The organism is uncultured Nostoc sp. (assembly GCF_964245445.1).
Taxonomy (GTDB): Bacteria; Cyanobacteriota; Cyanobacteriia; order Cyanobacteriales; family Nostocaceae; genus Nostoc.
On record NZ_CAXTNE010000240.1, the window covers coordinates 1 to 12195 of the forward strand.

A 12195-nucleotide genomic window follows, 5' to 3' on the forward strand; every position below is an offset into this window, starting at 1 on the left:
CTCGCTACTATCCACATCTGGATTCACAAAATATTATTAGTGGGATAGGTTCGTGGAACGAGAAGAAAACATCGGTAAAATGGTGATTATTGATATAGAAACAGGTGAATACGCAATTGATAAAATAGGTAGAGAATCGGCGCGATACTTACTTAATAAAAACCCATTTGCTCGACTTTTCGGCATTCGCATTGGTTACAAAGTTGCTGTTTCCTTCAGTGGTGAGATGGAGCGTGATTATCGGTGATTTCTGGGATTGTCAAGAACGGACGCGCAACCGTTAATATTATATTTCGACTGCCCAATCAACCAGATTTTACTATTGAATTTGTTATCGATACAGGTTTTACAGAGTTTCTTTCCCTACCTCCAGCAGCAGTTACTCTGTTAGGTTTTTCTTTTTTGTATGATATGTATGCAAATTTAGCTGACAATAGTAATGTAATCTTGCCAGTACATTAAGCGACCATTATTTGGAATGGAGAACAACGGGAAGTGAATGTACTTGGTACAGGGCGGCTACCTCTATTAGGAACTGCTTTACTTGATGAGCATGAACTTGTCATACAGTTTACCGAGGGCGGTTTAGTAACAATTGAGTAGTTGTTTTTTGGATATATCGACTTTATATCAACAGTAATGAGAATTATTATTCCAACGAGCAATCGACTTTGACAAACAAATATACCTCATTATTTAAATAGCTGTAACCTTCAACTGCTGCTTCTGCACTGTTGAAAAAAGGAATAATTACCTGAGTATAAATCCAAAACCAGAAGACACTAGCACAAAGAGCGTAGGCGTAGCCCGTCGTAGACATCGCGCCACATAAACGCTCTTTTAAAAAACTAACCAAACTCTCGTTACGAAATCTGGGGTACAATACCGCCTTACAGTCTTTGAGATGATTATCCCGATTTTAGATATGCATCTATTCCGAGAAAAAGAATGGTTATTTAGCCTACTGATAATATCTCTAGTTCTATGGCTGATATTTTTAGGAAACTCCCCTTTACGAGATTGGGATGAAGGTACTGTGGCACAGGTTGCCCGTGAAATTTGGCGTGCCCCACTTGGTTCAATGCATTGGCTTTTCCCCACCTTGGGAGGTGAACCTTATCATAATAAGCCACCACTAATGCACTTACTAATTGCTTGGACTTACTCTATCGGAGGCGTGAATGAGTGGACAACACGTTTACCGGGTGCAGTATTAACTGCCTTGGGAGTACCTTTGCTTTACTTAGTGGGATGTTTGCTTTTTAACGAAAGTTTACCAGCTTTGTTTGCCGCTTTAGTTTACTTAACGATGTTGCCTGTAGTGCGTCACGGACGGTTAGCAATGCTAGATGGTGCAACTATTACCTTTTTCTTGCTGTTGTTGTTTTGTTTGCTAAAAGCACGTCAGAATCGTCGGTATGCTCTCGGTGTGGGATTTTGTCTAGGGTTAATAACTCTAACTAAAGGGATGATGGTTTTGCCGCTAGGAGCAATCGCTTGTTTATTCCTCATTGCAGATCGGCAGTTTGCTTTGTTAAAAAGCCCCTATTTATTAGTGGGAATATTTTTAGGAAATGCGCCAGCGATCGCTTGGTTTGCTGCTCAATGGCAACATTATGGCGAAAATTTCTTCCAAGTTAATTTTCAAGCACAAACTTTTAATCGCCTTACACAATCTGTTGAAGGTCATAGTGGGCCTCTCTGGTACTATTTAATTGAGATAATTAAGTATAGTTTTCCTTGGCTATTATTTTTACCGGGAGGTTTTTATCTAGCTTGGAAAAAACGTCATACTTCCTGGAGTCGCCTAATTATTATTGGTACAATCGTTTACTTAGGAACTATCTCTTTAATGAGAACTAAGCTCCCGTGGTATGTTATGCCTGTATATCCATTTTTAGCTTTGGCAATTGGTGCTAAACTTAGCGAAATTTGGCAGGATGGTCATTTTAAGGGACGAAGTTTGACAATATTTCTGGCTATTATTTCTATTGCTGGTTTAGGAGGTTGTGTTTACTTTTTTATTAAAAAAGAACCTATTTTAATAGTCATGAGCATTGTTTTGGCAATAAGTATGGGCATCGCAGCATGGCTAGTTAAACAGCGCGATCGCAACTTTATTCCAGCGTTATTTTCTGGGATGTACTTAGTTTTAGCACTGTTGATGAGTTCGCAATCATGGATTTGGGAATTGAATGAAGCTTTTCCTGTTAAACCAGTAGCGGAATTAATTCGGGCAAATGTTTCACCAGGAACACAAATTTATACTTCTTTTGCTTATGGTCGTCCTAGTTTAGACTTTTACAGCGATTGCAAGGTAACTGCTGCAACGGTGCCAGTTTTACAAAAAATGTTATTTAATAAATCTTATTTGCTATTAGACAATGAGGCTTTACAGCAAATCAATTTAACTGGTAGTAAAATTATAGGAGCAGCTAACGGATTTACACTGATTATCAAAAATTAATTATACCAAAAGCCATAGATCCCTAACTTATTTGATTTGAGAAGCTAGGGATCTTATTTATTGCTAAACCACCAATGAATAATATTAATCAACCTAAGCTACCCAAATATCGCGGGCAAATCGAATTTGCAGATAGATAAATGAACTTTTACTAGCTGTTATAGCGCTACGAGCCTTCGTTTGTTACTTGAACAGTGGATTGGCTAGATTGGGCTAGATAGATGCCCGCTAAAACTATGGCAAAAGTCGCCCAGTCAAACAAACCTACTTGTTCTGAAAAAATGAACCAAGCGAAAATGGAAGCCAGGACTGGTTCGAGTAGAAGCGTGACGGCAACGATGCTTGAAGAGATTCTGCTGAGGCTATAAGCCAAAAGTCCCTGACCTAACACTTGGCAAAAGAGGGCTTGGAAAATGATAAAAAACCAACCCATCCAAGAATAGGGAAGCAGTCTATCTTCAAGGAATGGGAGGACGGGTAATAGAAACATTGTTGTCACTCCACAGCGCCACAGCATTATAGTTGCGGTGCTAAATCGGGTTCGGAGTCGTTCTATCAGCAGCATACACGTAGCCATGAAAACCGCAGTTAGCAATGCTAAAGCATCACCAAGTATTTGGTCAGTTGCAAATTGCACCTTATTTAGTTCAAATGCGATCGCTCCCCCCAACGCTATCACCAAACCAATAACGAATTTGTTATCGAAGCGCCGACCGAATAAAAAATATCCAGCCAAAGCAACAAATAAGGAGTTCAAATTAGATAGTAAAGCCACGTTAGCAACGCTAGTTTGACTCAGCGACCAAGCCCACAAAAGCAGGTAGGTTCCAGCAGCAGTTCCCATTGCCAACAATAGTCCGACTTCTTGTATCGTAAAAGGCTTCTGTTCTATAAATTGTTTATCAACAAAGGCAGAAGTAATACTGCCCGACGTTCCAGGATCAGGTAACGCTGTGCTATCTGCCTCCTGCCTCCTGCCTCCTTCAACGGACTGTTGGCTGCGGTAAGCCTCTAGTCCATTCCACAATGCAAAGACAATTGTGGCGATCCAACTACGATGAAATACTACAGCATTTGCACCAATTTCTTGTTGACACAATTTAGTCAGAGATGGTGCTAAAGATATGGGAATTAGAGCAATAAATAATGAGACAGTTCCTAATAAAGCTGGTGTTTCGGAGAATTGTTGCTTTAGTAACAACAGTTTGGTCGTCATACTTTTAACGAAAGTGTTAACTATAGTTTTGACTGATTCCTGAAGCGGCAAATTAACAACAGCTTGGCTAGATATGGCTAAGTATAAACCCATTAAAACTACAGCAAAACCTACCCAATTTGAGAAAGTTAATTTTTCCGAAAATATTACAAGAGCGAAAATGCCACTAAATACTGGCTCTAACAGATGCACCAAGGAAACAACCACAGAAGAAAACTTAGCAAGGCTATAGGTCAAAAGCCCATGACCTAAAACTTGGCAGACTACGGCTAGGGAAATCACCCAAAGCCATCCACTGACTGTAGAAGGGAAAACCTGATCTTGAGTGAACAAAAGTATGGGGAAGATGACTAAAGCCGCGATCGCACTGATCCACAACTGGATTGTAGCAGGAGAAAATTTGGTTCGTAATTTTTCTACGATTAGCAGGTATCCACTTAAGAAAACCGCAGAAACGATCGCAGCAAAGCCCCCTTGAACTTCGTCTGTGGCGATTTGCAGTTCCTCAAATTCAATAGCGATCACGCCCCCAAGGGCAATGGCCATCCCAATCAGGAACTGGCTCTCAAAAGCCTGACGAAATAACAGCCACACCCCTAAGCTAGTAAAAATGGGGGCGAGGTTATGCAACACACTAGAAATCGCAACGCTAGTTTCAGTCAGCGACCAAGCCAAGAAGACTAAAGTGGCAGCCCAAAGAATACCAGCGCCTAGCAATAGATACAGATCCTGACTGGTGTAGGTCTGCTCTACAGATTTTTCTAAGGAGAATCGCTGCCGTATTGCCTTGTATCCATGCCATACCAAGAAGACCACGCTAGCAAGCCAAAAGCGATTAAATACAGTGGCACTGGGGCTGAGTTCAATTTCGCTCAATTTCATAAAAATAGAGCCAAAAGAAATGGCACCTACACCTACAAATAATGAAGCGATCGCTATCTTCGTTTGATTGGATACATTCATTAGGAAATTTAAATTCAACCTCTTACCAAGAAATAATCAACTAACAATTATTAATTAACTATTTTTTTGCCTTTTAACCGAGCCATTTATCTTTTCCATAATCAATCCATTGTTGCACAAGAGCGATCGCGGATACAATAATCACAAATAACAGGTTTTTATATTTTCTTTTTCCCGGAAAACAACAATACAAATATCCTAAAGCTAGAAAAAAGAAAGGTACTGCAAATATATATCTGCCTAAACTCGCTAGGCGGTTTTGTGTGAGAAATACGATTAAAGCATTTATTACTGAAAAATATATACAGAACCAAAATAGATAATTATTTTGTAAGCTATTTGTGAATTTAGAAGTAATTATCTCCTTTTTTACACCTCGCCAATAATTCAACATATACGCTAATACTAATCCTGGCGGATATATTATTAAGATATCCCAAATAAATATTTTTGGAATAAATACCAATAATTTCTGGTTTTTAGATTTCCAATATACTACAACAAATGAAATTATTAGAATTAAAATTGGCAGATATAAACCTAATAAATCAAATAAGGGAGATTTAGGTAAAAACAGCAAGTCTAAATGTAACCCTAATGTTTTACCCCATTGTTTTTGATCGTGGAATGGTGCGAAAAAATCTCCTTTTGATTGAAGACATGAAAATCCATAAATAGAATATCCTAATATCGCTGAAATAGATATTGCAATCGTTTGGAAAAGATTACTTTTACTTAGTTGTTTTGTTAGAAAAAATATTGTCATTAATGAGAACAAGCAAGCAAAAATCATTTGAACTAATATCGGACGAGTTAAAGCCATTAAAATGCTAAGAACTGATAGTAGGATTAATTTAATTTTCTCATTTAATTTGTTTTCAGGTAAAAGCAACCAGATCAAAAAAATTCCCAGTAGAGAAAACAAGCTTTCTGTGTAGCCTATAACGCGAAAAATCGCCATAGGGTTTACGGTGTAAGCAAGAGTAATTACTAATGCCAAATATTGATTTTTTAAAGCTTTTTTAAATACCAAAAATCCTAAAGGGGTAGAGATGCAAAAAATTGCTATAGCTGTAATTTTAAAATAATTTGCATATTGTTCTAAAGTTTGGGGATAAAATAGGTGAGTAATTATAAAACCCCAAAAAGGATAAAAAGCAGTACAAGTATTTTGCAAAGCCATATTTGCATAATGCTCTATATCCCAATAGTAACTTTTGTTTGGTAATTGAGGAGGAATTGTACGGGTTAACTGAGTGGGTGAAAAAAACTTATAAAAAGTATCAGGGTAAATTAGCATACCCACAATGGCGCAAACAATAAAAACACTAAAAATAATTAGATAAGATGTTATATCTGTGGAAACATTTCCTTTTTTCATTTTATTAATTTATCCTTATCTCTATTTAGTAAACTTTAATTCAACTTATTAGTAATAAAGAATAAACTAATTGATTAAATCCTCTAATGTAAATAGGTAAGAATAAATCAAACTAGATTATGTAATGTAAAATTCACGAAATTCGTTTGTAGTAAGCGGCTCCTGCCCTTTTATAAAATCTGAAGCCTCTGACTACAAACCGAGTGGGAAAATTATCGTTGGTATAAAGCAGGAGGGAAGAAAGTTTTGACTAAGTTTATCTTTCTTTACATAGTTAGGTTTTATTATGCCTACCTACTAACCAACCCAGCGCTCTTGGGCAAATCCTACAGCTATTTTGGCTAGTAATGTCACAAAAGCGCCTAATATCAAATATCCCTGACGAGGATGGCGAGATAGCAGCACACCAATGGCTATATTCAGAGGCACTATACCATAGGCGAGGCGGCTCAAAGAGATAGTACCTCCAGAAGCTAACAGCAAAGCAATACCGCAAAAACCATAAATAACTGTAACTGCGGTCAACTGCGTGTGTAAATGCCATAACACATAGCCACCACCCAAGACCATGAATAAGTTGAGCAAGTTATTGATCCACTCTTCACTTGCCAGAATCAACAGAAATAAGACTAAAGCATAAAAGCCATAAAATAATTTCACAGAACTAAAACGTTGACGGAAACGCCATAAAAGATAGCCACTGGCAACGATCGCGCCAAACAACAACAGATACCAGGGGTCTGAAATTCCGCCAGAGGGGTTTTGAACCCAACCATATTGCCAATTATTTGTGCCGACTACAATTTGCATGAGCATATTTAACCAACCCTGCCAATCAAACCCCAGAGTTGGTCGCCATCCGCGCTGTGCTTCGATAAAAGCTAAAGGATCGCCAAAATAAATCGCACAATACAAACTGAATAGAAGTATGCCTATAGCGGTAGTAAAACCAGCTATATAGGCAATGAGTGGTCGGCGTTCTTTCCAGGCTGCGATCGCAAATGCTGGAATTAGTGCCATACCTGTAGGACGTGTTGCTGTCGCCATCGCGCCCCAAAGCGCAGTCCAGCCATACTGCTTTTTATCAAACGACCGCAAAGCCGATGTACTCAAAAACAAATACAGCCCCTCTGTGTAAATCACCCCCGTAAACATGGAAGATGGATACAAAGAAACTACAGCAGTCGTCCACTGCGCTGCATTGATCCCATAATTCTCTTTAATCCAAGAGTACAAACAGTAAAGGGCTGCAAAAAAGGCCAAGTTGTTGACTAACGTACCTGCTAATTCAAACGGCAAGCCCAGTTTCATCAAAACCCAAATGCTTAAGGGAAACAGGGGAAAAAAGGCAAGATTGTGTTGCTTGCCGTCATTTACAAATTCATATCCAGAAGTAGCGATCGCTCGGTAATGCATACTATCCCATGCATCAACAACCCCCCAGCCAAAATGGGGCAAAAATTCTTCTGCTGGTAACGGTAGTTTTGGCGCAACCAGGAACATAGTAGTCCAAATGAAGATTCGGCTGGCAAGCCATATTGCTGCTGGAAACAGGAAATCATTTTTCCATAAAACTTTTTTTCTAACTATCTGAACTTTAACCATAATCCTGAGTGCTTCAACAAACTCCTTTATGCATCCTTTTACATATAGCTACAAGACAGCAATTTATGAGTAACATTTTGCATATTAAATCTTCCACCAACATCATTCACAAACTGGACAGATTACTAATTAATTGAAATTATTTCTTATTTGGTTACTTTTGACAATTGTCTCGGAATTTATCTTTAAAATATACTTGTCTATTTGTATGGAAATTGAGCAGCTTTAGGGTGTATTTTAGAGAATGTTTTAAAAGTGAGTGGCTAGTGTAAGAAAGCTCACAAGGTCTATGCTGAAATTTGTAGAAACCAGCACCCTGTGGGCGAATGAGTAAAGCATACAGTAGCAATCTGACTGGGAACAGTGGGAATTAATTACAGATTTTTTTCCAGAAGCGAAACCAGGGGGTCGTCCCCGAAAAGTAGCATTATTTGCGGTAGTGAACGCAATTCTCTATGTTTTGTGTGTTCGCGTAGCGTCTCGTAGAGAAGGATATACATGGCGAGGTAACCCTTGAGATTTTCCCGCGTGGTCAACGGTTTATAGTTATTTCTGGAGGTGGGGTAAAGATGGTACATGGTTGAAGGTTCACAACAAACTTGTGCCTTTGGGTAAGAGTATCCGCAGAACGTGAACCTAATACGCTACGGCGGAAATAGAGCAACCATTTAAAATCCCTAAAAAACTGATTCCATAATACTTTTGACTTTTGACTTTTGAATGCGTGACTTCCGCCTTGCGGTACTAGCCCATCAGAAGCAGCAGTTGATAGTCAAACGGTAGAAACAACTGCCAAGTTAAATCTTTGTTTTATTCGGTTGATGGTTAAGAGGCTTGCTGCACCTTCTTAGATGTCAAATGGTTTCTATATCTAGATGCAAAGATGTAAATAATTTTATCCTTTTCAACAAGGATATATTAAGACAATACCAGATAATTGCACTACCACGTTATGCCCATAGATTTACGGGAATTTTATCAGGCTAGCGATCCCAGCAGAACTCTGTTTGTCAACAATAGCTCTGATAGCAAGTATTACATAGATTTTTCCTCAGTCCGAGGTGGTGATATTCTTGGCAAGCTGAAGCAGAAAATTACTTTTTTTAAGCCGAATGAACCCACTTGCACGTTATTTACTGGGCATATTGGTTGTGGAAAATCGACAGAACTATTACGGTTACAGGCAGAACTGGAAAAATTAGGCTTCCATGTGGTCTATTTTGAGTCCAGTGACGACCTGGAAATGACCGATGTCGATATTGCTGATGTGCTGCTAGCGATCGCTCGTCGTGTGAGTCAAAGTCTAGATAAAATTACTCTGGAGTCACCCAACAAGTTTAATGAGTTGCTGCAAGGTGCTTGGAAGGTCTTAAACTCCGAGGTGACGGGGGTAAAAGTTAAGGTTCCGAATGTCGGCGATTTTGGTGTCACCTCTGAAAAAGAAAAGCTTTCTCTGTCTATGGGCATTGGTGAAATCACAACCAAGATGAAAAATGATCCAACCCTGCGAGAAAAACTCAATCAGTATTTAGCACCGCAAAAAACTAAGCTGCTAGAAGCGATTAATCAAGAATTGTTGGAACCTGCCGTGGCTAAACTCAAACAGCAGGGTAAAAATGGTCTAGTGGTAATTGTCGATAATCTTGACCGCATAGATAATCGTGCCAAACCTTGGGGTCGTCCGCAGCAGGAATATTTATTTGTCGATCAGGGTGAGTTTTTGACAAGGCTTAATTGTCATCTACTCTACACTATGCCCTTGGCTTTGAAGTTTTCCAATGATTACGGAATGCTGACTCAACGTTTCCCAGAAGATCCCAAGGTGTTACCAATGGTACCTGTACAAAGGACTGATGGCAGTGTTCATACATAGGGAATGGCACTGATGCAGCAGATGGTACTAGCAAGAGCTTTTCCTGACATGACACCAGAGGAGCGTTTAAATAAAGTTACCGAGATTTTTGATAGTGCTGCTAGTCTAGAGCGGTTATGTAAAATGAGCGGTGGTCATGTGCGGGACGTGTTGAGGCTGCTGAATACCTGGATTGTGGAAGAAATGAGTCTTCCCTTAACTCGTGCAACTTTAGAGCAAGTGATTCGTTCTCGTCGCAATGAAATCATGTTGCCGATTTCTGAGGATGAGTGGCAATTGTTACGTCATGTCAAGGAAAGGAAAAAGGTGAGTGATGACCAGGGATATCAAAAACTGATCCGCAGTCGGTTTGTGTTTGAATATCGGGATGGTGGCGAGTCTTGGTTTGATGTTAATCCGGTTTTGGCTGAAGCGAGGGATTTGCAGTGAGGAATCAGGGAACCGATGAATAATTAGATTATGAAATCAGAAACCAAAAATGTTTTGTTAAAAGCTTATGCACAATTGCACCAAATCACAGAAGAATTGTACTCAGCCTCAGATAAAGCCATAGAAAACAACGATTTTGAGGACGCTAGCTTACTAGCTAGTAGAGCAGATAGACTTTATGAAGAGATAGAAAATTTAGAGATTGTAATTTCAGAACAGGAGGAAATATGAAAACAATCCAAGAGTTAAAGACTCGTATTCAAGAACTCAGTAAACAAGCTGTTGAATTTAGTAGAAAAGCATCTGAAGTGTGTTTAAGTGACCGTCAACAAGCCAAGTATTTTAGACAGCAAGCAAGAGAAGCTAGCAAACGCACTCAAGTATTGATACAGGAGTTAAAACGCCAGGAAGTTTAATTTGTAGTCTTTAATCCTTCCTCTGCCTCCTAGATTCTAGATTTACGTCATCTTATGACTTATGACAGACTCGCAATCACCCGAAGATGACCATGTAAATAACGATGTCTACGACGGGCTACGCCTACGCACTCTGGTACAATTAGCTTGGGCGATCGAGTCCTCCGTGGGACAGTTTAAGCTGATTTTGGCACGGTGTAATTATGCAAGAGAGCGCGATCGCTTAATCTCCAGACTGCGGGAAATTTGTCAAGTCGAAATTCGTGTCTTGGCAGTGCAGCAATCTCACAGAACTCTTTATACTGCGATTCAAGAAGAATTTGGCGAAGAAATACCAGCCTGTGTGATGGTTGTCGGTTTGGAATCAGTGCAGAATTTATCTGTGATGTTAACTTCTGCAAATCAGGTGCGGGAAGAGTTTCGCAAGAATTTTGCTTTTCCCTTAGTGTTGTGGATTGACGATGAAATCTACAAGCAACTAATACAGTTTGCGCCAGATTTGGAAAGTTGGGCAACTACGAGAAGTTTTGCCATCTCAACACAGGAATTAGTAGATTTTATCATCCAAACGGCTAATCAATGGTTTAGTAATAATTTAAAATTTAACGTAGATGAATATATCAAACTGGAAAATGAGTTAGAAACAGCGCAAAGAGATTTACTCAATCAGCCAGATATTTATAATTTAGAAATTCAAGCTAATTTAGAATCTTTATTAGGGTTTGCCAAACAGATAAATAATCAAAAAGATTCGGCTCTAAAGCATTATCACAACGCTTATAAGCTTTGGCAGCAAATTAATAATTTAGAAAAACAGGCTAAAATCCTCGGTGAGATTAGCTTTTGTTATTATCTTCAAGCTTTTAAACATCAAGACATCAATCATCCCCATTGGCATACAACTTGGCATTCTGTTCAAGAGTATATAAACTTTATTAGTCAGTTTCAAAGTCCAGATTTAATTGCTAATGCAGTAGTGAAATTTGGTGATATCTTGCGAGACTTGCAAAAATGGAAAACGTTGCAGAATCTTTCCCAACAAGCTTTAGTAATCCATCAAAATAACAACCAGCCAAGAGAATTAGCCAAGGATTACGGTTTTTTAGCTGAGGTAGCTTTTGCTCAAAAAAACTGGGTGAAAGCAAATCAGCTTGTTCAGCAAGCCTTAAAGGTTTTTTCTACGATTCCCAATCTGGAATCAGCAAATACATCAGGAATTTTATCTGATATTCCCGAAAGAGATTTAAAATCAAAAGATTTAAGCTTATATCAGTTTATTTTAGGTCGTTCTCAATACCATCTAGGTCAAACTCAACAGGCAACTCTTAGCTTAGAAACTGCTAGGGATGTGGGTAATCCCCTAGAAGATATCAGGCTTTTCTTGGATATTCTCAGGTTTTTGCAGCAGCTTTACTTTGAGCAGAAAGAATATCTCAAAGCATACAAAATCAAACAGCAACGGCGTTCTATTGAACAGCAATTTGGCTTGCGGGCTTTTATTGGTGCGGGTAGGTTAGAAGCTACAAAACAGGCATTTGTAGAGACATTGCGCTCAAACTCTCCCCAAGGAAATATTGCCCCAGAAATTGCTGCATCTGGTCGCCTCTTGGATGTAGAACGTTTAATTGAACGCATGGGTCGCCCTGATTATAAGTTGATAGTAATTCATGGGCAATCGGGTGTCGGCAAAAGTTCCCTAGTGAATGCGGGACTGGTGCCTGCTTTAAAGAATAAAGCGATCGGTACTCAAGATTATTTGCCGGTGGTAATGCGCGTTTACACCAACTGGGTGGAAGAATTAGGGAGGCTTTTGGGAAGAGGTGAGGGGGATGAGGGAGATGAAGG

The 12195-nt window shown here is 39.2% G+C and carries 8 protein-coding genes and 3 pseudogenes; 7 read left to right on the forward strand and 4 right to left on the reverse strand.

The window, feature by feature from the left end; all coding sequences use genetic code 11:
- Positions 1-52: 52 nt before the first annotated feature.
- Together ACFE90_RS29360 and ACFE90_RS29365 are read left to right on the forward strand one after the other, a co-directional pair.
- A pseudogene (locus ACFE90_RS29360) lies at positions 53-247 on the forward strand (hypothetical protein); the annotation flags it as partial.
- Positions 244-462, forward strand: coding sequence for a hypothetical protein (locus ACFE90_RS29365; RefSeq protein ID WP_375505901.1), 219 nt, complete (start codon positions 244-246; stop codon positions 460-462). The pseudogene ACFE90_RS29360 and the gene ACFE90_RS29365, both read left to right, overlap by 4 nt.
- Before the next feature lie 187 nt (positions 463-649).
- Here ACFE90_RS29365 and ACFE90_RS29370 read toward each other — a convergent pair whose 3' ends face one another.
- Positions 650-856, reverse strand: coding sequence for a hypothetical protein (locus tag ACFE90_RS29370; RefSeq protein ID WP_375505902.1), 207 nt, complete (start codon positions 854-856; stop codon positions 650-652).
- Between the two features lie 69 nt (positions 857-925).
- Between ACFE90_RS29370 and ACFE90_RS29375 the strand changes: the two genes are divergently transcribed.
- Entirely contained in the window at positions 926-2467 is a 1542-nt protein-coding gene (locus tag ACFE90_RS29375; protein WP_375505906.1) for an ArnT family glycosyltransferase, read from the forward strand.
- A gap of 166 nt (positions 2468-2633) precedes the next feature.
- Here the strand turns inward: ACFE90_RS29375 and ACFE90_RS29380 are convergent, their stop codons facing one another.
- The 3 genes from ACFE90_RS29380 to ACFE90_RS29390 all read right to left on the reverse strand — a co-directional run bounded on the left by ACFE90_RS29380 (position 2634) and on the right by ACFE90_RS29390 (position 7632).
- Positions 2634-4646 carry a DMT family transporter gene (locus ACFE90_RS29380; protein ID WP_375505903.1) on the reverse strand — a complete coding sequence of 671 codons (2013 nt, stop codon included), beginning with the start codon at positions 4644-4646 and terminating at the stop codon, positions 2634-2636.
- 73 nt (positions 4647-4719) lie between these two features.
- Positions 4720-6027 carry a mannosyltransferase gene (locus ACFE90_RS29385; protein WP_375505904.1) on the reverse strand — a complete coding sequence of 436 codons (1308 nt, stop codon included), beginning with the start codon at positions 6025-6027 and terminating at the stop codon, positions 4720-4722.
- 297 nt (positions 6028-6324) lie between these two features.
- On the reverse strand, positions 6325-7632 hold the full coding sequence (locus ACFE90_RS29390; RefSeq protein ID WP_375505905.1) for a mannosyltransferase family protein: 1308 nt from the start codon (positions 7630-7632) through the stop codon (positions 6325-6327).
- A gap of 952 nt (positions 7633-8584) precedes the next feature.
- Between ACFE90_RS29390 and ACFE90_RS29395 the strand changes: the two are divergent.
- The 4 genes and pseudogenes from ACFE90_RS29395 to ACFE90_RS29410 form a co-directional block, all read left to right on the forward strand.
- Positions 8585-9934, forward strand: a pseudogene (locus ACFE90_RS29395) (ATP-binding protein).
- A 30-nt stretch (positions 9935-9964) separates the two neighbouring features.
- Positions 9965-10165 (forward strand): hypothetical protein, encoded by a 201-nt coding sequence (locus ACFE90_RS29400; protein ID WP_094348693.1) that lies wholly within the window; start codon positions 9965-9967, stop codon positions 10163-10165.
- The gene (locus ACFE90_RS29405) at positions 10162-10350 is read left to right on the forward strand and encodes a hypothetical protein (RefSeq protein WP_094348692.1); all 189 of its coding nucleotides are present in this window, start codon (positions 10162-10164) and stop codon (positions 10348-10350) included. The genes ACFE90_RS29400 and ACFE90_RS29405 overlap by 4 nt, the downstream gene beginning before the upstream one ends.
- A gap of 61 nt (positions 10351-10411) precedes the next feature.
- Positions 10412-12195, forward strand: a pseudogene (locus tag ACFE90_RS29410) (ribosome assembly protein 4); the annotation flags it as partial.

Bases quoted from the DNA above. Each gene is read 5' to 3' on its own strand.
- ACFE90_RS29400 (WP_094348693.1), top strand. From the start codon at position 9,965: ATGAAATCAGAAACCAAAAATGTTTTGTTAAAAGCTTATGCACAATTG.
- ACFE90_RS29375 (WP_375505906.1), top strand. From the start codon at position 926: ATGCATCTATTCCGAGAAAAAGAATGGTTATTTAGCCTACTGATAATA.
- ACFE90_RS29385 (WP_375505904.1), bottom strand. From the start codon at position 6,027: ATGAAAAAAGGAAATGTTTCCACAGATATAACATCTTATCTAATTATT.
- ACFE90_RS29380 (WP_375505903.1), bottom strand. From the start codon at position 4,646: ATGAATGTATCCAATCAAACGAAGATAGCGATCGCTTCATTATTTGTA.
- ACFE90_RS29390 (WP_375505905.1), bottom strand. From the start codon at position 7,632: ATGGTTAAAGTTCAGATAGTTAGAAAAAAAGTTTTATGGAAAAATGAT.
- ACFE90_RS29405 (WP_094348692.1), top strand. From the start codon at position 10,162: ATGAAAACAATCCAAGAGTTAAAGACTCGTATTCAAGAACTCAGTAAA.